Here is a 21,436-nt window from a genome sequence, read left to right as displayed (position 1 = left end):
TCGTTGTTAGCAACGCTTAAGACACTAACCAGACGGCGGCAAGGTTGTCCAGCAATTGGAGAAACAAAGTGAGAGGACACTTCGCAGATGACTACCTACCGCAGTACCTCGCCGCCACGCAGGACAGTGACCGGCCGAAAGCCCGGATCCACCACCACGACGTCGGCGCGCAGCCCGGCGCGCAGGCTGCCCACTTCTTCGCCAAGACCGAGGATCCCGGCCGGAACCGCTGTGGCGGACAGGACAGCGTCCGCAGGATCCACGCCGGAGGCGACTGTCCGCCGCACCACGTCCAGCAGGGTCGCCGTGCCGCCGGCCAGGGCGCCGTTGCTGCGCAGCCGCGCCTCCCCATCCCGGACAACCACTCCCGCAGGGCCGAGGTCGTATTCACCGTCGGGCAGACCCGTGGCCGCCATCGAATCGGTCACCAGGGCGACGTTCGCAGCTCCCACCAGCCCAAACACCATCCGCACCGTCGCCGGAGCCAGGTGCACCCCGTCGGCTACCAGTTCCACCGCAACCCGCCCTGCGGTGGCCAGTTCAAGGCACGCGGCCACCGGACCGGGGCTGCGGTGGTGCAGCGGCGGCATGCCGTTGAACAGGTGCGTCACGGTGGGGCGGGCACCATCAGGAGCAGAAACAGTCAGCAGCTCCGCCGCCTTGGCGAGCGAGTCCGCCGTCGTGCGTGTGTCTGCGTCGGTGTGGCCCAGCGACGGAACGACTCCGTGTGACGCCAGCTCCCGCACCAGCCCCTCCGCCCCCGGCAGCTCAGGGGCGTAGGTCATGGTCCGCAGGTGACCGCCGGCCGCATCCAACAGCTCGGCAAGCAAGTGAAGGTCCGGGTCCCGCAGGAACCGCGGATCCTGGGCGCCGCACCGGGCCCGGGACAGGAACGGGCCCTCGGCGTGCACGCCTTCCACCAGGCCCTCGTCCGCCAGTACCCGCAAAACACCGAGGCTCCGCAGCAGGTCCTCCGGCGGCGCGGTCACCAGGCTCGCCAATACCGTTGTGGTGCCGCTGCGGTGCAGGAACTCGACGGCGGTCCGCGCGGCTTCAGGTTCTCCGCTGGGAAAGTCCCCGCCGGCCGCCCCGTGGCAGTGCAGGTCCACCAGGCCGGGCAAGAGAATGCTCCCCGGCGGAAGCTCCATGCGAACCAACGAGGGCAGGGCCGCACCGTCCAAACCCGCGCCCGGCCCGGCGTAGGCAATCCGCCCGTCAACCACCGCGACGGCGGCATCCCCCAGCTCGGTGCCGTCCGTCAGGAGGGTGCCGGTCAGCAGGCAGGAAGTGGTCACTTGAGGGCGTCCGAGAACCAGCCGGTAATGGTGGCCGGGTGCGTGATGGCGGTGCCCACCACCACGGCGAAAGCCCCGGCGTCGAGCGCCTGGCGGGCCTGGGCAGGCGTGTGGATCCGGCCCTCGGCAATGAGCGGGACGTCAAATTCTGCAGCCGCAATCTCCGCCAGCAGCTCCAGGTCGGGGCCCGGTGTTTTGGGCCGCTCGCCGCTGTAGCCGGACAGGGTGGTGCCGATCAGGTCCGCCCCGGCCTCCACGGCGCCAGCGGCATCCGCGAAGGACCCACAGTCGGCCATTACCAGCGCATGCGATTCCGCATGGATCCCCGCCACCGTCCGGGCCAAGGAAAGACCGTCCGGACGTTCACGGCGTGTGCCGTCAATGGCCACCACGTGGGCTCCGGCGTTGGCCACCGCCAGCGCATGCCGGAGCGTGGGGGTGATGAAGACACCGCTGTGCCCGTCCTTCCAGAGCCCAATCACCGGAACCTCCACGGCCGCGCGGGTGTGCTGCACGTCCGCCAGGCCCTGCACGCGGACCGCCGCCGCCCCGCCAATCACGGCCGATGCCGCCACCTGTGCGGTGGTCCGGGGATCGCGCATCGGCTCGCCCGGGTACGCCTGGCAGGACACGATAAGGCGCCCGCGCAGGGATTCGAGGGCATCGGGGGGCAGGAGCATGGTCAGTTCCTTCGGGACGTCAGGGCTGAAGCGAAACCGGCAGGGCCTAAACCGGCAGGTTCAAGGACAAGGCGGGCGGCGCCAACAATGGCCGCCGTATTTCCCAGCGCGGCGGGACGCACCGGAATGCCGGACAGGGCGGGCAACAGTTCGGCGCGGAGGGCGGCTTCCATCGGCTGCCACCAGCGCTCGCCGGCGTCGGCCAGGCCGCCGGATACCAGCACTACCTCGGGGTCAAGAATGTTGGCCAGGCCGCCCACCGCCTGGCCGGCAGCTGCGGCAGCGGTACTGATCGCCTCGGCGGCGACAGCGTCAGCTGCTTCGGCCAGGCCGAAGACGGCCCGGGTGTCCGCAGCAAGGGATGAGCCGCCGCGCCGGACATAGGACTCACGGATTGCCGGACCGGACGCGATGGCCTCCACATGCCCGGCACCGCCGCAGACGCACGGGAGGGGGCTGCCGCCGTCGTACGCATAGGGGGACGCGAAGTGCCCCACATGCCCGCCGGCGTAGCGGTGCCCCAGCACAGGGGCGCCGCCCAGGACGAAGCTCCCGCCAACACCGGTGCCGAACGCCACCAGCAGCGAGCTGGACGTCCCGGCGGCCGCACCCGTCCACGCTTCGCCGAGGGCGTGCGCGTGCACGTCGTTCACGGCCAGGACGGACGACGCCGGCAGGTCCAGCCGTGCGGCCAGGCCTGCGGTGAGTGCCGTCCCGGCCCAGCCGGTGATCGCGTCCGTCGCGGAAACCACCACGCCGCGCGCGGCATCGATGACCCCGGCGGACCCGACGCCGACCAACCCAACGGTGATCCCGGCGTCGGCCGCCCTGTCCCGCAGCCCGGCAATAAGGCCGGCCGTGGCGTCGAGGACCGCGGCGGAACCTTCACGGTTCAGCGTGGGGATGGTGTCCGAAAACAGCACCTCCCCGTTGCCGGAAACAACCCCGGCAGCCGTCTTGGTGCCCCCAAGGTCAACACCAATCGCGTACATCATTTTCTTCCTAACAGGGGATCTCGACAGGCTCGATCACCGGACGGCCAAGTAGGCGGGTGGTGGTGGCATTTTCGTAGGCTGCGTTGCTGCGTGAGGAACGAGCGCAGCAGCCGGAAAATGTCGCCACCACCCGCAGCAACTAGACCAGGCCGTTGCGTTCGAGGATGCCGCGGATGGCTTTGGTTTCGTCCTCGTTCAGGGCCGGCATGGGTGCGCTCATCGTGTTGGACTCGATGACGCCCATGACCTGCAGCGCGGTCTTGAACGCACCCAGGCCCGCCGCACCGCCGGAGACGCGGCCGTTGGGGGTGTAGACAATCTCGAACAGGTCGGCCAGGCGGTCCTGCTCGGCCGCGGCCTTGGCCCAGTCGCCGGCCCCGGCGGCATCCACCAGGTTGCGGTAGCCGCGCGGGTCCACGTTGCCCAGGCCCGGAACCACACCCTGGGCGCCGCCCAGGAGGGCGCCGTCCACCACTACTTCGTGGCCGGTGAAAATGTCGAAGTTGTCGATCTCCCGTGCCGCGAGCAGGAGCTGGCGGAAGGAGACGTCGTCCCCGGAGGAGTCCTTCACGCCGGCGATGACACCTTCGCGGCCCAGCCGGACCAGCAGGTCTGTGGGGAGCTTGAAGTGAGTGCGGACGGGCACGTCGTAGGCGAAGATCGGCTTGCTGACGGCGGCGTGGATGCTGCGGAAGTGGGTCTCGGTCTCCTCCGCGTTACCGATGGCGTAGTACATCGAGGTGACCACGATGGCGTCGGCGCCGAGGTCGATCACGCGCTTGGCCTCCTCGATCACCCGGTTGGTGGTCTGTTCGTTGGCGCCGACGATCAGCGGGACGGCGCGGTCGCCAGCTGCGGCGTTGGCCTCGGCGATGGTGCTGACCACAAGGTCTCGCTCACTGTTGGTCATGTACGGCACCTCGGCGGAGGAGCCCAGGACGAACAGCCCGGACACGCCGCCGTCGAGCAGGTGGCGGGTGAGGTTCTGCAGGGAGGCGGTGTCGATGCTGCCGTCTGCGTGGCGGGGGGTGACGACCGGCGGGATGACGCCGGAGAACTGGGAAGGCAAAGGAATACTCCGATAACTGGGTTGGATAAAAAGGGGGGATGAGCGGGTCAGGCGTGCAGCAGGCTGGGGGCCGCGCCCAAGAGCTTCTTGGTGTAGTCGTTACTGGGGGTGTCGAACACCTGCGCCGCCGGGCCTTCCTCCACGATCTCGCCGAAGTACATGACGCAGATGCGGTCGGAGACGTAGCGGACAGTCTGGATGTCGTGGGAGATGAACACCATGCCCAGGTTTAGCCGGGCCTTGAGGTCGGAGAGCAGGTTCAGGACCTGCGCCCGGACCGAGACGTCCAGGGCCGACGTCGGTTCGTCCGCCACGATAATGTCCGGGTCCAGCGCGAGGGCCCGGGCGATGGCAACACGCTGCCGCTGGCCGCCGGACACCTGCGACGGCGTCACTTCAGCCGCGGAGGCGGGCAGGCCGACCAGCGCGAGGAGTTCCTTGACCTTGGCCGCGCGGCTGGCGGCGTTGCCGATGCCGTGCACCTGCAGCGGATCCGTGAGGATGTCCTGAATGGTCATGCGCGGGTTCAGGGCGGTCGCGGGGTCCTGGAACACCACGGAGACGGACCGGCCGAACTCCTTGCGCATGGCGGCGTTCCGCTTGATGGCGGGTTTGCCGTGGAACAGGACCTGCCCGGAGGTGGGCGCCTGCAGGCCCACCAGCACCGAGGCGAGGGTGGACTTGCCGCAGCCGGATTCGCCCACGATGCCCACGGTTTCGCCGCGGCTGATGCTGAAGTCCACGCCGTTGACGGCCTTGACGATGTTCGGGCGGAAGAGGCCCCCGGTGCGGGAGCGGTGGTGGACCTTGACGTCCTTGAGCTCGATGACGGGCTGTCCGGTGGATGCGCTCACTTGGCGTCCTCCTTGCGGTGGCTGGCCCAGAAGTGGTCCGAATCCCCGCCGTGCGCCGAAGCCACGGCGGTGAGGACCAGCCGCTGGTTGGGGTCGGCGTCGCTGCGGAGGGACCGCGGTGCGAACCGGTCCCCGGGGGCGAAGTCGCTGGGGGAGGGGACCGTGCCGGGGATCTGGTGCAGGCGGGCAGCGTCGGCCTCGATGGAAAGCACGGCGCCGAGGAGACCGCGGGTGTATTCGTGCTTCGGGTTCTGCAGCAGTTCGGAGGCCTGGGCGGATTCCACCACCTGGCCGGCGTACATCACCGTGATGCGGTGCGCCAGCGACGCCACCAGGGCGAGGTCGTGGCTGACGAACACCATGGCGAAGCCCAGCTGCTCGCGCAGTTCATTCAGCAGGTCCACCACCTGTTTCTGCACGGTGACGTCCAGGGCCGTGGTGGGCTCATCCGCCACCACGATCTTGGGCGAGCGGGACAGCGCCATGGCGATCAGCACGCGCTGCCGCTGCCCGCCGGACAGCTCGTGCGGGTAGCTGGCCAGGGTGCGGACCGGGTCCAGTTTCACCATTTCCAGCAGCTCGGCCGGGGTCTTGCGGCCCCCGCGCCGGGTCAGCTGCAGCATCTGGTCCTTGATCTTCATGGACGGGTTCAGCGAGCTGAGGGCGTCCTGGTAAACCATGGCTATCTGCTCGCCCCGCAGGCCCTGGTAGGCCTTGGCGTTGCTGTGGCTGGTGTCAGGGTCGAGGAGTTCCTTGCCGTCGAAGCGGATGGAGCCGGTGATCCTGGCGGTCTTGGGCAGCAGGCCCATGATGGCCAGCGACGTGATGGACTTGCCGCAGCCGGATTCGCCCACCAGGCCCATGGTTTCGCCTTCGCGGACCGTGAAGGAGACGTTGTCCACGATGGCCGTCTCGCCAAACCGTCCGGGGAAGCGGATGGACAGGTTCTTCACTTCCAGTACCGTGCGGGCGTCCGCGGGGACCTGGGGGAGGCGGTCCGTGCGGGTGGCTTCGACGGCGGCGAGCAGTTCCAGCTCGCGGTCCAGCAGGGCGTGCGGGTTGGCCGCGGCGGTGCGGACATCGGTGAGTACCGCTGAGGTGTCCTGCCGGCCCTCGGTGGGGGTTGTTCCGGAAGCCGGCAGGACGGCGTCGAGCTCGTGCTGTTCCACGATCGACGGCTGGGCAACCGAGGTGGCCACTTCCGTGTCCACCGCGGAGCCGGTGACGGCGGCGCCGGCCACTGAAGCGGCAGCACCGTCGTCGTCCTTCACCGCCGGCGCGCGCCGCAGCCGGGGGTTGACCATGGCGTCGGTGAGTCCCTCAGCGAGGATGTTCAGCGCCAGGACGGTGAGGAGGATGGTGAGGCCGGCGAAGGTGGTGGCCCACCAGCCGCCGGACAAAACGAGGTTGCGGCCGTAGGAGATCACGTTGCCCCACGACGGCGCGGGGTCCTGGACGCCGGCGCCCAGGAAGGACAGTGACGCCTCCAGGATGATGGCGTCCGCCACCATCACTGTGGCGAACACCAGCACGGGGGCGGCGGTGTTGCGGACGATGTGCTTGGCCAGGATGTAGAACCGGCCGGCGCCGATGACCCGCTCGGCACGGACGTAGTCCTCGCCGTACTGCGAGAGCACGTTGGCGCGGACCACCCGGGCCAGCTGCGGGGTGTAGATGATGGCGATGGCAACGATGATGGTGGGCACCGAGTTGCCGAACGCCGCCAGCAGCACCGCGGCCAGGGCGATGCCGGGGAAGGCCATCAGGATGTCCATGATCCGCATGAGCAGTTCGTTGACGGCCTTGCTGGACGTGGCGGCCAGCGAACCCAGGAGGGCACCCACCAGCACTGCCAGGCCCACCGCGCCGAGGCCGATCATCAGGGAGGACTGCGAGCCGTACAGGAGGCGGGAGAAGATGTCCCGGCCCAGCCGGTCGGTGCCGAAGAAGTGCTCGGCGCCCGGGGGAGTGGCCGGCATGAAGGTTTCCAGCGGATCGTGGGGTGCCAGGACCGGGGCGAAGACGGCGGCGAAGGCAATCACCACCAGGAAGGCGAGGGCCAGCCGGGAGCCCCAGGGCAGCGCCTTGAAGCGGAGGCCGGGGGCGCTCAGACGTTCAGCGAGTTTGCTGCGCATGGGTCACACGGTCCTGATTCGGGGGTTGATGAGCAGGTAGAGCAGGTCCACGGCGATGTTCACCAGGACGAAAGTGACGGAGATGGTGAGCACCACGCCCTGGACCAGGTTCACGTCCAGGTTGGTGATGCCGTTGAGGATCAGCTGGCCCATGCCGGGCAGGGCAAAGATCATCTCAATCACGACGGCGCCACCCAGCAGGTAGCCGATCCGGAGTCCCAGCACGGTCACCGGAGTGACGAGTGCGTTGCGGAGCACGTTCTTGGAGACCACTTCGCGGTAGGGGACGCCGTTGCCGATGGCCGTGCGGACATAGTCCCGGTCCAGTTCCTCCACCATGGAGGTGCGGACCACCCGGATGAGGGACGCTGAGACCGGGATGCCCAAGGCCAGGGCGGGCAGCGCCATCGAGTTGAGCCAGCCGCCAAACCCGGACTCCGGGGTGGCAATGCCGCCGGACGGAAACATCGCTGCCGGACCCAGGGCGAACCACTGGATCAGCAGGATGCCCAGCCAGAACGACGGCGTTGCCACCGCGGCGATGGAGAAGACCCGGACCAGCTGGTCCTGCCACTTGTCCCGGTACAGGGCGCCGATGATGCCGAAGACCAGGGAGACCACGATGGCGATGATGACGCCCAGGAAGGTCAGCTGCAGCGTCAGGGGGAACGCCGAGCCGATCATGCTCGCTACAGACTTGGCCGGCGGCGTGGTGACGCCCAGGTCGAGCTGCAGGAGCTTGCCCAGGAACCGCACATACTGCAGCAGCAGCGGATCGTTCAGGCCGTTCGCCTGGCGGTACTGTTCCTTGGCTTCCTCGCTGGCGCCTTCGCCCAGGGCGCTGCTTGCCTGGTCTCCGGGCGCTGCCTGCAGGACCAGGAACACCAGCAGGGTGATGCCCAGGACCATCAGCGGCAGGGCTGCGAGCCGTCGGCCCAGCAGTCGCAATATGGTGCTCAATGTAGTCTCCGGTGGGTAGGGCTAGGCGGTGCGGCCCACACCAACGAAGGACACTCCGGTGGTGGGAAGGGGTTTGAAGCCGCTGAGTTTCTTGGAATCCCAGGCGCTGGGGAGCTGGCGGTGGAACAGCGGGTACAGCGGGACTTCCTCTGACACCAGGTCCACGATCTCGCCGGTCAGCTTCTTGGCATCTTCCTTGGCGGCGCGGCCGGCCTTGGACATCAGGTCAACCAGCTGCGCACGTTCCGGGGTGTCGGCCCAGAAGGCGCGGTTCTTCATCCAGGTGTCACCGGCATAGAACCAGCTCAGCAGCAGGTCCGCGTCGTTGCCGAACACCGAGGGATCGCCCGGTGCGGCAACCACCTTGTAGTCGCCCTTGGCCACGCGGTCCGTGTACAGCGCACCGGACTGAAGGTTCTTGAGGGTGACCTTGACGCCCGGGATCTTGTTCCAGGATTCGAGCATTAGCGGTGCCACGTCCTTGACCCAGGCGGTGTCCGTAGTGAGCAGCTCGAACTCCAGGCTGGTGACGCCGGCTTCCTTGAGGAGGTCCTCGGCCTTCTTGGCGTCGTAGCCATAGACGTTCTTGGCCTTGACGTAGTCCGGGTGGCCTTCCTGGAAGTAGGAGCTGGCCGGCTTGGCGTTGCCGAACAGGGCCTTCTTGATGATGGAGTCCTTGTCCAGGCCGTAGTGGAGGGCTTGGCGGACTTTCTTGTTGTTGAAGGGTGCGGCGTTGCAGTTGAACATCATGAACAGCAGGCCGAAGGACTGCACGGACTCAACCGTGGCTGCAGACTTCAGTCCCTCCATGTCCAGGTAGGGGACGTCCTCGATGGCCTGGACGCGGCCTGACTGCATGGCGGTGACGCGGGCGGCGGCATCGGAGAGCAACAGCCAGGTCATGCCCTTGGCCAGTGCCGGCATGGGGCCGTTGTAGGCCTGGTTGGCTTCGAAGACGATCTTGTCGTCCTTGACGGCGGAGATGAGCTTGTAGGGGCCGGTTCCTACGGGCTTCGCGTCGAAGGACTTCAGCTGATCGGAACCGAACGGGAAGTTGGTCAGCGCCTTGGGCACCACCTTCACTACGGAGATGCGCGGGCCGAAGCCGGGGAACGCGTACTTGAGCGTGAACTCCACGGTCTTGGCGTCGAGGGCCTTGACCTCCTGGATGAACGGGATGAACTGCGAGAACAGCGACTTGTTGGCCGGGTCCATCACGCGGGTGAAGGAGAACACCACGTCCTCGGCGGTGACCGGCGTACCGTCGTGGAAGACGGCGCCGTCCCGGATGGTGACCTGGTACTGGGTGTCGCTGACCTTCTTGGGGTCCGCGGCAGCCAGGGCGTTGTACGGCTCGCGGGTGGCCGGGTGCAGTTCGATGAGGCCCTCGAACACGTGCAGGTTGGCCGCCATGGGGGTGGCACCGGAGGAGGAGATGGGGTCGAACCCGGTGGACAGCGCGTAGGAGATGCCAGCCTCAATGGTGAGGTCCTTGTTCACGGGTGAGGTGTTCTCCGTGGCGCCCGTGGTGGTCGCGGCAGGGCCGCCGCAGGCGGACAGGGAGGTGGCGAAGGCTGCGGCCAGGCCCATGGCCCCGCCGAGCTTCAGGAAGTTCCGGCGGCTGGCGTCATTGACCAGCGGCAGGTTCTTGATGTTGTTCATGTGCCTCACCATTCAAAAGATGTTTATCGGATGTAGGATGTCCTAGCTCGTAGAATGACTGTAAGGGCGATCACAGCCACCCGTCAAGTGCGACGGCTCACGTGCACCGGACCGCCCTGCAAACAAACCGCTTCCACGCAACGGAGTTCGAAAATGTCCCTCATCGTCGGCGCCTATCCGGCCCAGCCCGCCGCTTCGCAACAGGAGTTCTACCGCGGGCTCGCAACCGTCCCGGCCGTACGGGGACTGGAACTTCCGTACGGGCCGCACGGCGGCAGCCCCTGGCCTGCAGGGGCACCCGCGGATTGGTCCGCCGTCGTGACCTCAATACCGGGCACCATGCAGCGGCTAAACGCATCGGCGGCGTTCGGGCTGGCCTCCACGGACGCCGGCGGCCGGAAGGAAGCCCTCGAATTCGTGGCCAGCCTCCATGCCTACGTGCTCAGCCTCAAGGACGACGGGCGGCAGGTGGAAGCCGTGGAACTGCATTCAGCGCCTTATCCCGGCGCCAATGCGGCCATGTTCGGGGCATCGCTGAGCGAAATTCTCGAGTGGGACTGGGCAACCACCCGGGTGCTGGTGGAACACTGCGATGCGCCACGGCCCGGGGGCACGCCTGAGAAGGGCTTCCTGGCATTTGCTGATGAGGTGGATGTGATCCGCCCACTCCGGGAACAGGCGGCTGGCCAGGTAGGCGTCGTGGTCAACTGGGCCCGGTCCGTTATCGAAACCCGCAACCCGGACACTGCCGCCGAACACATCGCACTGGCCCGGGAGGCGGGCGTCCTGGCAGGCGTCATGTTCTCAGGCTGCTCACCGGACACCACGGAATTCGGCTACCCCTGGATCGACGCGCACCTTCCGCCCGTGGAGGTGGATGGTGCGCCGCCAAGCTCCCTGCTCAACCGCGCCGAGATCCAGCGGTGCCTGGCAGCTGCCGGCGCCGCGCCGTTCATCGGCTTTAAGGTTGGCCTGCCGCGGGAGGGGCTGACGGCGCAGGACCGTGTCGACCGCCTGCGGCAGATGTGCGACCTTATCGAGGGGAGCTGACCGGGGGAACGTCTTCCACGCTGACATCCCCTGTGGCTGTGGTGAACCGGAAGATCCTGGACATTTGCCACGCCGTCTCCCCGGTGCTTCCTTCCACGGTGAAGGTGATGTCTACGGCTTCCTGCTCCACGTCCTCCGCCGTCAGGGTGTACGACGGCGTGAAGTACAGGGCCGCTTCCCCTGGCAGGAGGTCGCGGGACGGGAAAGCCTCTGCCCCCGGCCCGGCGAGCGTGACCCCTGTAACTGTCGCGCCGCCGTCGTTCCGTGCCCTGCCCGTGAACGCGAGGATGTCGCCTGCCTTGTAGCCGGGGATGATGGGGCCGTAGTTGAGGTCCTGTGCCTCGCGGGTGCCCAGCACCTGGGCCTGACCGGCGGAGTAGCCCTGCCCGATTTCCTTTGAAGCCGGGCCCCAGTCGCCGCCGCCGTCCGTCATGACGTGGAACTCGCCGGCGTTCCGCCATACCTCCGGGAGGCCCGGTGTGATGGACCGCAGTTCCATGTCGAAGGTGAACCCGGCGGCCGGTTCCAGGCTGGAGGGCCGGCTGTGCGGAGGCGCTGCCAGCTGGTCCGTCAACTGCCGGGAAGGAATGGCGGCGAAGACGATTTCCCGGTAGCCCTGGCGTTCGTACAGGACGCCGATGTTCCCGTCCGGCAGCCGTGTGGCCGTGGAGTACGCCGAGCTTCCCGCGCAGAGCACCAGTCCGGCGGGCCAGGTGCTGCCGTTGTCCGGCGAGAGGCTTAGGACGGTGTTGCGGCGCAGCGTGGTGTCCCGGTTGTTCGTGGCCAGCAGCCACCGGTCAGTCGCCGCGCCGGCATAATCCGTGACGGACGGGAGTCCGTCGAAGCGGGCCAGCGAACCGTTGTCGCTGGGATCGGGGAGGTCCTCGACGGGTGCCAGCGGGCTCCAGCTGTGGCTGCCGTCGGTGGAGGTGGCGGCCAGCCGGTGCGGGGTAGCCCGGGTGTGGAGCAGCAGCCGGCCGTCGTCCAGGGCAACCACCTTGTTCTCATTGGGCGCCGCGCCGTGGGTTCCGGCGCTGATGAATTCCCCGAGCTTCCAGCTGTCGCCGTGGTCATCGCTATAGGCGGAGGCGGCCATGATGTCGCCTCCGCACAGGAGGACGAACTGCTGCACCAGCCGGCCGGTGAAGGGTCCGGCATGGATCTGGATGCCCTGGCCGGCCGCGGCGAAGATGCCGGTGACGTTCCGGCCGGCGGGGGAGCTGCCCTTCAGTTCCGCGGTGAGGCGCCGGTGCTGCCAAGTGACGCCGTCGTCGTCGGACCAGCTGAGGTCGGTGTGCTGGATGGCGGGGTCATCCGGCGCCATGCCGGTGGCTGACTCGAAGAATCCTGCGCGGGTTCCGGCCGCATGAAAGAGGAAGATGCGGCCTGTTGCGGCGTCTACCAGCAGGCTCGGATCGCCGAACCCCTCCAGGCCTGCGCCGCTCCGCACTACCTCCTGTCCGCTCCAGGTCTGCCCGCTATCGGTGCTGCGCCGTATCAGCAGATCGATGGGGCTGGGCAGGTCATCGAGGTTCGGCCTGCCGTCGTAGGCGGCCAGGACTGTGCCGTGTGCGGTGACCGCGAGCGCCGGAATCCGGTACTGGCGGTAACCCCCGCGGCCCCGGACGGCGAGGACGTGCTCGGCTTCGGGGACTGCGACGGGAACCTCTGCAGCCGAAGGAGAAGGGTCAGAGTCTAGGAGATAGGACGTCACATGTTGAGTCTAGCTTTCCCGTCCCTCGCTGCCTAAGGTGGTAGGACGTCGTATGTAGCAGGAATCACACTTAGCTTCGGCACTGCGGCGTTGTTACCTCCATTCGAGCCGCAGCGCGGCGTCCAGAAAGGGACATGGGTTTGCGAACTACCACCAAAAGAACCAGGAAAAGATCGATGGGGCAGGCTGCGGGCATAGGGGCCCTCGCCGTGGCCCTGCTCGCCGGATCAGGGCTGCCGGCACAGGCGGCACCCATCCCGTCCACCAGCCCCACAGCGCCTCCCGGCTCCTTCCAGGAAACCAACCTGGCTGCGGACCGGACCGCCAGCAACTTCTTCTACCGGATCCCCGCCCTGTCCTACCTGGGCAACGGTGTGGTCCTCGCCGCCTGGGATGGCAGGCCGGGCAGCTCCGCCGACGCCCCCAACCCCAACTCCATCGTGCAGCGCCGCAGCACCGACGGCGGCCGGACCTGGGGCCCCGTGCAGGTCATCGCCGCCGGGCACGTGGGCGACGCCTCCGGCCCGAAATACGGTTACAGCGACCCTTCCTACGTTTACGACGCCGAGGCCGGGAAGGTCTTCGCGTTCTTTGTGTACGCCAAGGACCAAGGGTTCGGCGGCAGCCAGTTCGGCAACGATGACGCGGACAGGAACGTCATCTCCTCCGCAGTGATTGAGTCCTCCGACGGCGGCCTCACTTGGAGCCAGCCGCGCCTCATCACTGACGTCACCAAGCCGGGCACCAGCAAGACCAGCCCGGCCGCCGGCGATGTCCGCTCCAACTTCGCTTCCTCCGGCGAAGGCATCCAGCTCAAATACGGCCCGCACAAGGGCCGCCTCATCCAGCAGTACGCCGGAGACATCCGGCAAGCGGACGGCAGCAACAGGATCCAGGCCTACAGTGTCTACTCCGACGACCACGGCGCCACATGGAAAAAGGGCGCCAACGTGGGCGACCGGATGGACGAGAACAAGACCGTGGAGCTCTCGGACGGGCGCGTGCTGCTCAACTCCCGGGACAATGCCAACCAGGGCTACCGCAAAGTGGCCGTCTCCACCGACGGCGGCGCCACCTACGGCCCGGTCACGCAGGACACCGAACTGCCGGACCCGGCCAACAACGGCGCCATCGCCCGGATGTTTCCCAACGCCGCGCAGGGCACGGCCGATGCGAAGAAGCTGATTTTCACCAACGCCAACTCCAAGACGGGGCGAGAGAACGTCTCGGCCCGCGTGTCCTGCGACGACGGCGCCACCTGGCCGGGAGTGCGCACCATCCGCCCCGGCTTCTCCGCCTACTCCACCGTCACCCGGCTGGACGAGGGCCGGTTCGGCGTCCTGTACGAGGGCAACTACACGGACAACATGCCGTTCGCCGCCTTCGACGACGCGTGGCTGAACTACGCCTGCGCACCGCTGTCGGTGCCTGCCGTCACCACCGCACCCGGTGCCACCAAGCAGGTGGCCGTCACGGTCACCAACCAGGAAGCCGCCACGCTTTCCGGTGCCACCGCCACCGTCTACACGCCGAGCGGCTGGTCCGCCACCACGGTGCCCGTGCCCGACGTCGCACCCGGCGCCTCCGCCACCGTGACCGTGGACCTCACCGCGCCGGCCAACGCCAGCGGTCCGCAGAACCTCAACGCAGCGTTCACGACGGCGGACGGCCGGGTTTCGCAGGCCACCTTCACGGCCACCGTCCCCGTGGCACCCCAGGTGGGCCTCACCATCACCGGAGCCGCGCCGGACCGTGACGTCGCCGCAAGTCCCTACAAGGCCGGCGACGTTGTCAGCTACACGTTCAATGTCAAGAGCACGGCCAACGTCAACGCAAACTCGGTGCCGCTGTCCGGTACGTTCGACGCCGGCTTCCTCCCGCCGGCCCCCGGGGCACCAAGCAGCCCCAACTGCCGGTACAACAACCTGGCCGCCGGTGCCAGCTATACCTGCACCACGGCCCGGCACACTGTGACGGCCGAGGACATTGCCCGCGGCTACTTCGTGCCGCGGGCCACCTTTGGCATCACGGCCAGCGCGACGCCGTCACTCACCAAGACGGTGGTGTTCACCGGAGCGGCAGTGGCCCTGCGCGACGGCCTGGTTTCCGCCACCATCACAGGCAGCCGTAACGACGCCGGCCGGGACCTGGCCGCGCAGCCCTACTCGGCGGGGGAGGCCTTCCCCTATAAGTTCGATGTCACCAACACCAGCCCCCTCGTGGAGAAGGTGGTGCCTGCAGCGGGGAACTTCAGCCCGTTCGTGCCGGACGGTCCCGGCAACTGCCGGTACAGCGTCCTGCCCGCCGGCCAGTCCTACACCTGCGCCACGCCGCGGCACACTATCACCGCGGATGAAGCAGCCCAGGGCTTCTTCTCCCCGGAAACCAGCTGGGACGTCAGCGCCGCCGGCCAGAGCACCCGGACCTACGCAGTCAACGGCGGAGAAGTGGACCTCAAGGTGCGCGACGCCAGCCTGGACGGCACCATCGCAGCTGAATGGACCGACAAAGACGGCGACCGGTACGCCTCCGCAGGCGACACCGTGACGTACACGTACACCCTGGGCAATGCAGGCAACGTTCCGCTGACCGGGGTGGCTGCACCGGCCGCGGGCATCAGCGAACCCTCCCTGGCGGCCGGCAGCACAGTGACGGCCACCCGGGACTACGTGCTGACGGCGGCGGACATCACCGCCGGGAAGCTGGACGCAGTAAGTTTCAGCGCCACCGGGGACAACGGCACCAGGCGTGCCACCGCTTCCGTGAGCGGCGGCGGAATCCAGCTTGAGCTCCAGCCCGCCCAGCCGGAGTCCGAACCCGCGCTGACGGTTCAGGACTTCGACGGCCAGACGCCGCCGTTCGACCTGAAGACGCTGGACAGGTACCGGAACGGCCAGAAGGTGGTCCTCGAAGGGCTCGACTACGGGCAGTGGTACTACGTCTACCTCAACAAGCGCAGCCAACGGATCGGCTGGCTCTTCCCCACCACCGCCAACACCGTGGAGTTCATCCTCCCCGCCGGGATCCAGAACGGCCGCGATGATGTGGTGGTCCTGGACAAGGACGGAAAGCAGGTTTCGTTCGACCGGCTGCAGGTGACCCCGAAGGGTTAGCCCGCGGCCCCATCAGGACCGCAGAGTAGCCCCGGCGGTTGATAACCGCCGGGGCTGCTCTGTGTTGTTGCCGCGCAACCAGGTGCAGCTAGGCGCCGGCCAGGACCGGTGCCGTCAGCTGCCCGTCCCGCATGGTGGCTACGGCGTCGGTCAGCGGCAGGAACTCGGTATCGTGCGTGACCATCACCGTGGCCACCGAGAATTCCGTGGTGACCTGGCGAAGCAGCCGGACAATAGCCTCGCTGCGCTCATGGTCCAGCGCCGCCGTCGGCTCATCCACCAGCAGCACTTTGGGGCTTCCCATCAGCGCGCGGGCGATGTTGACGCGCTGGCGCTGCCCGCCGGAGAGCTGGTGCGGGAGCTTCCCAGCGCTCGCGGAGAGCCCGACGACGTCCAGCAGCCCCGCTGCCCTGTCCCGGGCGGCCCGTGCAGGCTTGCCGCGGAGGTGGTCGGTGATGATGAGCTGTTCCGCGGCCGTCAGGGAGGGGAGCAGGTTGGGCTGCTGGAAAATGATGCCAATTTTGCTGCGCCGCAGAGCCGTCAGCTCCTTGTCCTTGAGGCCGGTGGTGTCCGTGCCGTCGATGAGGACCTGGCCGCTCGTGGGCCGGACCAGCGTGGCGGCGGTGGCCAGGAGGCTGGATTTCCCGGAGCCCGAGGGGCCCACGAGCGACACCAGCTGCCCGGCGTGCGCGGTGAGGTTGACCCCGTCCAGTGCGGTGGTGGTTCCGGTGCCGTCCGGGTATTCGAGGGTCACGTCAACAAGGTCCAAGGGGGCGGAGGTGGGGTAATCAGACATCGGGTTTCCTTTCAGGAAATGGGGTTTTCAGTTGCCGCCGAGGGCCAGGAGGGCATCCACCCGGGTGGCGCGCCGGACGGCCAGGGCGGCACCGGCGAGGCCCAACACGCTGATCCCGACGACGGGAAGCACCGTGGTGCCAACGTTCAGCAGGAAGGGGGCGGCCTGCGCGGCCAGCGTTCCCGCGGCAATACCTACGGCACCGCCGGCTGCGGCACCTCCCAGCAGGACGATGGCGGCCTGGGCCATGGCGTCGCGGAGGATGTAGGACGCGGGCGCTCCCATGGCCTTCAGCACGGCAATGTCCCGGGTCCGCTGGATGGTCCACACGGTCAGGAACGCCACGATCACCAGCGCGGCGATGCCGTAGAGGAATGCCTGCATGAGGGTCAGCGACCCGTTCTCGCTCTTGTAGGACCCCAAAGCCTGGAAGGACCCGGTGCGGGATTCGCTGACCGTGCCCGCCGCGGCATTGGCCGCTGTTTCGTCCACCTGGGCACCGTCCGCAAAGGTAACGGCAACCACCGTGGCCAACTGTCCGCCGTCGGACACGTGCGCCACCGTGGACCACTGGGGAAGGTCCGTCCACACCACGCTGGTGTGCGAATACCACTGGTCAGGGACCACCGCGGCGACGGCGAGTTCAACGCCGCCTACGCCTACCGTGTCGCCCTGCTGCACGGACAGCGCGTCCGCCACAGAGGCGCCCAGCACCGCCGTCCCGGGCGCCACAGAGGAAGGCGCCAGGGCGCTGCCGGCCGGGACCCCGAAGACGGCAACGTTGGCCGTCCCGGAACCATCGGCGGTCTGCAGCCGGGTCTGCGTGATGCCCAGCGGCTCGGCGGCGGCCACCCCCGGCTGGTCCTTCCAGCGGTCCACCTGCCCGGCGGTCACTGAACTCTCCGTGTACGAGGCCTTGGCGGTGCCAGTGCCCGGTGCGCCGAACACTACGGCGTCAACGGGCCTGGACCCGGCTGCTCCGCCGAGCTTGCCGATGGCGGACGTGGACTGCTCGGCCAGGCCGGCCGTCAGGCCGGTCAGCATCACCAGCAGCAGGGTGATCAGGGCTACGACGCCGCCCATCATGGCGAACCGGCCTTTGGCGAAGCGGATATCGCGGATTGCCAGGAACACGTTGTTCTTCTCTCAGCAGGAGTGGAATTGAGTAATTCCACTCTCCCGCCGGGACCGTGCCGGGACATCGCGGAGACGGTTGATCCCAGCCCGCCAGGGGGTTGATTCCAGAGTCAACCATTTGATTGATCCGCCGCCCGCAGCCCCGGCATAAGCTGGGGGAATGCCCGCCGCGCCCCTAACGACATCCCCGGACCGAACCGGCGCAAGCCCGTCGCGGGGACCGCTGGGCGCCGTGGAGAATGCATCATCCGCGGCAATCCTGAAGGTTCTGCGGGTCACCCTGCACACCGGGTTCGCGGCGCTGCTGGGCGTGGCCCTGGTCCGGGTCCTGATGGCCGGCAGTCCGCTGCGCTGGCTCTGGGCGGGGGTGGCAGTGGTTCTGGCCGGGGTGTACCTGGCCGGAACGGTCCTCGAGAAGCGCCACGCCGAGGGCCGGACCAGCATGGATCCGCGCCGTTTCGCCCTCCTGTGGCTGGGGCTGGTGACGGGGCTGTGGGCCGTGCTGCTGGCCGGCAGTGCCGACTTCGCGTGGCTGGCGTTCCCTATCTTTTTCCTGCACCTTCACCTGCTGCCCCGGCGCACGGCGCTGCTGACCATTGCGCTGATGACGGTGGCGGTGATCGCCTCCCAATGGGTTGCCAGCGGTGCCCCCGTTCCGCATGTGGCCGCCGTTGTGGGGCCCGCGCTTGGCGCCATTTTTGCCGTGATCACGGGCCTGGCCTACGCCGCCCTGTACCGCGAGGCCCTGAACCAGCGGCGGGCGGCCGACGAGCTGCGCCGGACACGCGAGGAGCTGGCCCGGTCCCAGCATGAAGCCGGGGTGCTGGCGGAGCGGGAGCGGCTGGCCCGCGAAATCCACGACACCCTGGCCCAGGGCCTGTCCAGCATCGTGCTGCTGGGCCGGGCGGCCGAACAGTCCCTGGCCGGCGGCGACTCTACAGCGGCTGCCTCGCAGCTGGAGCTGGTGCAGCGGACGGCGGCGGAGAACCTGGCCGAGGCCCGCAGCTTTGTCCGCGGATTGTCGTCCCCGCAGCTGGAGGGGAGCACCCTGGTGGACGCACTGCGCAGGCTCTGCGCTGCCACCGAGACAGGGGCCGCAGCCTCCGGGTTGCCGCTGCGCTGCCGGGTGGAGGTGGACGGCGACCCCCTGGAGCTGCCCCAACCGGTCCGCGTCACCCTGCTTCGCGCGGCCCAGGCGAGCCTCGCCAACGTCCGCGAACACGCCGGGGCGCGCACCGCCGTCGTAACCCTGGCCTTCCTGGGCAGCGAGGTGACCATGGACATTTACGACGACGGCGCGGGCTTTGATCCGGACGCTGCGGCGGCTGCCGCGCGGGGCGGCGGTGGCGGGTTCGGGCTGCGCTCGCTGCGGGAACGCGTGGCCGCCCTGAACGGCACGCTTGAGCTGGAATCCGCACCCGGCGAGGGCACCGTGGTGGCAGTTCGGCTGCCCTTGGAGGGCCGGTGACGTCCGCGGGCGAGGTCCGGGTGCTGCTGGTGGACGACCATCCCGTGGTCCGGGCCGGGTTGCGGGCCATGCTGGCAGGGTTCGAGGGGATCGCCATTGCGGCTGAGGCGTCCGATGGGCGGGCCGCGCTGAAGGAACTGGACCGGCTGTCCGCGCTGGGGGAGCCGCCCGATGTGGTCCTCATGGACCTGCAGATGGGGGAGGGGATGGACGGGGTTACCGCCACCGCCGAGATCCGCAAACTGTCGGCGCCACCGCCGGTGCTGATTCTGACCACGTACGATACCGACGCGGACATCCTCGCTGCCGTGGAGGCCGGCGCGAGCGGCTACATGCTGAAGGATGCCCCGCCCGAACAGCTGCGGCAGGCGGTGCTGCAGGCAGCGGCCGGCGGCACGGTCCTGGCGCCGAGGGCTGCAGCGCTGCTGATGGACCGGGTCAGCAACCCCGGCACGTCGCTGACCCCGCGGGAGGTGCAGCTGCTGGAACTGCTGGCCACCGGCCTGTCCAACCGGGCCATCGCCAAACAGCTCTTCGTCTCCGAGGCGACAGTGAAGACGCACCTGGTCCACATCTACGGCAAGCTCGGCGTGGACAACCGGACCGCGGCCATCGCCGCCGCTACCCAGCGCCGGATCATCCGGCCGCCCGGGGCGAACGGCTAGCCGGGTTTAGGTCCCTGGTGGCCTGCGGGAACCAAGGCTCTGTTGCGCTGCGGCTCTCCGGCCTAGAATCACGGCCATGGCCACCCCACAGCAGCAGCCGCAAGCCGAAACCCTCAGCGAGGACGAGTGCTGGCGATATTTGGAGTCCGCGTACATTGGCAGGTTGGCGGTGATCAACCGGGCGGTGCCGGAGATCTTCCCGGTCAACTTCGTGCCCGTGGACCGCACCATCCTGTTCCGCACGGCCCCCGGCGCGAAGCTCAATGCCCTGCTCAGCAGCACTCCCGTCGCCTTCGAAACGGACGGGCTGGGCACTTACAGCACGGAGGTGTGGAGCGTGGTGGTCAAGGGCACCCCCGGGCAGGTGCCGGAGGGTGAGGCGCCGGTTGAGCTGGCCGACCCGGACCGTGAACCGTGGCTGCCCGGACCCAAGGACCACCTGATCCGCATTACGCCCACCGAAGTCACCGGCCGCAGGTTCCCCGTGCACTCACGGACCCGCTGGTGGCCGCCGCTCGACTTCTCCTCGGATTGGACGTGAGGAATCTAGCCGTTGAGCGCCGTGCCGAAAGCACACCTTCGTAGGGGTTCGAGGGCAGCTTCACGCAGTGGCCCTTCGCGACGTCTCGCCGGGAATTACCTGGGCGCTTGAGAAGTGAACCCAGTCATCGGTCCGGCCCTCATCGAAAAGGCGGCGTGCCGTCATCTGGCACTCCTGCATGTCCCGTCGTGAGCCACGCGGGTCGTAGCCGACGGCGCCACCCAGAGTATCTTGATCCACGAGTCGGGTAACGCCAGGTGCAGTCATCACCTCGTACATGGTCCGGCCGCGCCGGAAGGGCCACTTGCCAGTTGGGACCTCCACCAGGCGAAGGTAGGAGTATCCGTGGGCGAACATGGTGTTCCCCATTTGCTGGATCAGTGGCGACAACGGCTCGGGCCCACCATTAGCGACGGCGGTCAGTTTTTGCAGTAGCTCCTGATAACGCCGGGTGAGCACCTCGTCCACCGCCCCGTCCGTCGTCTGCACGTACATGTCACCGAGGCCACCGGCACCTCCCTGGAGAGTCAGGCGAACCCATGCACGGGTTTCCTCAACATCTTCGGCTGGAGGATTGGATAGAAGGTACTTCGCCCGTGCCTCATAGTTCGCGGCCAACTGCGGCTGACGGATGATTTGAAGCAGCCCGGAAAACGTCAGCATATCTAGGGCCAGCGAATTTACGTCCGTCGTCATCTCCGACTCCATTTCAGATGTTTTGCACTGAGGCTCAGGTCAAATGTAATGTCTGCCCTCAATTTCGCGGCCCGCGGCTCCCCCTGGACCCGGACCACGCACCTCGATAGCGTGCACCCATGACCATCAAACTTGAAAACGTGGGCATCGCCGTCCGGGACCTGGAAGAAACCATTGCCTTCTTCACCGACCTCGGCCTCACGGTGGTGGGGCGGGATAGGGTCAGCGGCGAATGGACCGACACCGCCGTGGGCCTCGACGGCAACCACGCCAGGATCGCGATGCTCCAGACGCCGGACGGCCACGGCCAGCTGGAACTCTTCGAATACATCCACCCGGACGCGATCGAGACGGAGCCCACGCTGCCCAACGAAATCGGGATGCACCGCGTCGCGTTCTCCGTGGACAACATTGACGAAGCCCTGGAGATCGCCGCGAAGCACGGCTGCCACCCGCTGCGCGGCGTGGCCACCTACAAGGACATCTACAAACTTTCCTATGTGCGCGGGCCCAGCGGCATCATCGTCATGCTCGCCGAGGAGCTGAAGAAGGACTGACGGCGGCGGGTTGCGGCTTTTCCGGAACCCGTTCCCGGTGCCGCGTGCC

General features: G+C 68.0%; 18 protein-coding genes. 6 read left to right on the top strand and 12 right to left on the bottom strand.

The annotated features are described in order from the left end of the window. Positions 1-95: 95 nt before the first annotated feature. The 8 genes from UC32_RS10315 to UC32_RS10280 form a co-directional block, all read right to left on the bottom strand. Positions 96-1,295: an N-acetylglucosamine-6-phosphate deacetylase gene (locus tag UC32_RS10315; protein ID WP_045731133.1), complete on the bottom strand. Its 1,200-nt coding sequence runs from the start codon at positions 1,293-1,295 to the stop codon at positions 96-98. Then, entirely contained in the window at positions 1,292-1,975 is a 684-nt protein-coding gene (locus UC32_RS10310; RefSeq protein ID WP_045731132.1) for an N-acetylmannosamine-6-phosphate 2-epimerase, read from the bottom strand. The genes UC32_RS10315 and UC32_RS10310 overlap by 4 nt, the downstream gene beginning before the upstream one ends. Before the next feature lie 2 nt (positions 1,976-1,977). Next, positions 1,978-2,970: an ROK family protein gene (locus tag UC32_RS10305; protein WP_045731131.1), complete on the bottom strand. Its 993-nt coding sequence runs from the start codon at positions 2,968-2,970 to the stop codon at positions 1,978-1,980. Between the two features lie 139 nt (positions 2,971-3,109). After that, positions 3,110-4,039 (bottom strand): dihydrodipicolinate synthase family protein, encoded by a 930-nt coding sequence (locus tag UC32_RS10300; protein WP_045731130.1) that lies wholly within the window; start codon positions 4,037-4,039, stop codon positions 3,110-3,112. A gap of 47 nt (positions 4,040-4,086) precedes the next feature. Continuing rightward, positions 4,087-4,893: an ATP-binding cassette domain-containing protein gene (locus UC32_RS10295; protein WP_045731129.1), complete on the bottom strand. Its 807-nt coding sequence runs from the start codon at positions 4,891-4,893 to the stop codon at positions 4,087-4,089. Continuing rightward, positions 4,890-7,028 (bottom strand): dipeptide/oligopeptide/nickel ABC transporter permease/ATP-binding protein, encoded by a 2,139-nt coding sequence (locus UC32_RS10290; protein ID WP_045731128.1) that lies wholly within the window; start codon positions 7,026-7,028, stop codon positions 4,890-4,892. The genes UC32_RS10295 and UC32_RS10290 overlap by 4 nt, the downstream gene beginning before the upstream one ends. Positions 7,029-7,031: 3 nt before the next feature. After that, entirely contained in the window at positions 7,032-7,988 is a 957-nt protein-coding gene (locus UC32_RS10285) for an ABC transporter permease (protein ID WP_152642599.1), read from the bottom strand. Positions 7,989-8,009: 21 nt separating this feature from the next. Next, complete coding sequence (locus UC32_RS10280; RefSeq protein WP_045731127.1) at positions 8,010-9,650, bottom strand: ABC transporter substrate-binding protein; 1,641 nt, start codon at positions 9,648-9,650, stop codon at positions 8,010-8,012. A gap of 153 nt (positions 9,651-9,803) precedes the next feature. Between UC32_RS10280 and UC32_RS10275 the strand changes: the two genes are divergently transcribed. Then, positions 9,804-10,700, top strand: coding sequence for a DUF4862 family protein (locus UC32_RS10275; protein WP_045731126.1), 897 nt, complete (start codon positions 9,804-9,806; stop codon positions 10,698-10,700). On the opposite strand, the gene UC32_RS10270 is transcribed toward UC32_RS10275, so the two are convergent. Continuing rightward, positions 10,684-12,414: a sialidase family protein gene (locus tag UC32_RS10270; protein WP_045731125.1), complete on the bottom strand. Its 1,731-nt coding sequence runs from the start codon at positions 12,412-12,414 to the stop codon at positions 10,684-10,686. The genes UC32_RS10275 and UC32_RS10270 overlap by 17 nt on opposite strands. Before the next feature lie 176 nt (positions 12,415-12,590). On the opposite strand from UC32_RS10270, the gene UC32_RS10265 reads away from it, so the two are divergent. After that, positions 12,591-15,527 (top strand): exo-alpha-sialidase, encoded by a 2,937-nt coding sequence (locus tag UC32_RS10265; RefSeq protein WP_152642598.1) that lies wholly within the window; start codon positions 12,591-12,593, stop codon positions 15,525-15,527. A gap of 88 nt (positions 15,528-15,615) precedes the next feature. On the opposite strand, the gene UC32_RS10260 is transcribed toward UC32_RS10265, so the two are convergent. Together UC32_RS10260 and UC32_RS10255 are read right to left on the bottom strand one after the other, a co-directional pair. Further along, complete coding sequence (locus tag UC32_RS10260) at positions 15,616-16,323, bottom strand: ABC transporter ATP-binding protein (protein WP_045731123.1); 708 nt, start codon at positions 16,321-16,323, stop codon at positions 15,616-15,618. 27 nt (positions 16,324-16,350) lie between these two features. After that, positions 16,351-17,457, bottom strand: a complete 1,107-nt coding sequence (locus UC32_RS10255; protein WP_045731122.1) for an ABC transporter permease — start codon at positions 17,455-17,457, stop codon at positions 16,351-16,353. Between the two features lie 163 nt (positions 17,458-17,620). On the opposite strand from UC32_RS10255, the gene UC32_RS10250 reads away from it, so the two are divergent. From UC32_RS10250 to UC32_RS10240, 3 genes are all read left to right on the top strand, one after another. Beyond that, positions 17,621-18,928 (top strand): sensor histidine kinase, encoded by a 1,308-nt coding sequence (locus tag UC32_RS10250; protein WP_235423635.1) that lies wholly within the window; start codon positions 17,621-17,623, stop codon positions 18,926-18,928. Continuing rightward, the gene (locus UC32_RS10245; RefSeq protein WP_045731120.1) at positions 18,925-19,593 is read left to right on the top strand and encodes a response regulator; all 669 of its coding nucleotides are present in this window, start codon (positions 18,925-18,927) and stop codon (positions 19,591-19,593) included. The genes UC32_RS10250 and UC32_RS10245 overlap by 4 nt, the downstream gene beginning before the upstream one ends. Before the next feature lie 76 nt (positions 19,594-19,669). Then, on the top strand, positions 19,670-20,134 hold the full coding sequence (locus UC32_RS10240; protein ID WP_045731119.1) for a pyridoxamine 5'-phosphate oxidase family protein: 465 nt from the start codon (positions 19,670-19,672) through the stop codon (positions 20,132-20,134). A 60-nt stretch (positions 20,135-20,194) separates the two neighbouring features. Here the strand turns inward: UC32_RS10240 and UC32_RS10235 are convergent, their stop codons facing one another. Next, complete coding sequence (locus UC32_RS10235; RefSeq protein WP_152642597.1) at positions 20,195-20,830, bottom strand: hypothetical protein; 636 nt, start codon at positions 20,828-20,830, stop codon at positions 20,195-20,197. Between the two features lie 119 nt (positions 20,831-20,949). Here UC32_RS10235 and UC32_RS10230 point away from each other — a divergent pair, with 119 nt between their 5' ends. Next, on the top strand, positions 20,950-21,387 hold the full coding sequence (locus UC32_RS10230) for a VOC family protein (protein WP_045731117.1): 438 nt from the start codon (positions 20,950-20,952) through the stop codon (positions 21,385-21,387). The last annotated feature ends 49 nt before the right edge of the window (positions 21,388-21,436 follow it).

Source organism: Pseudarthrobacter chlorophenolicus, from assembly GCF_000962805.1.
Classification (GTDB): Bacteria; Actinomycetota; Actinomycetes; order Actinomycetales; family Micrococcaceae; genus Arthrobacter; species Arthrobacter chlorophenolicus_A.
This window is presented reverse-complemented; position numbering and strand designations above follow the sequence as displayed.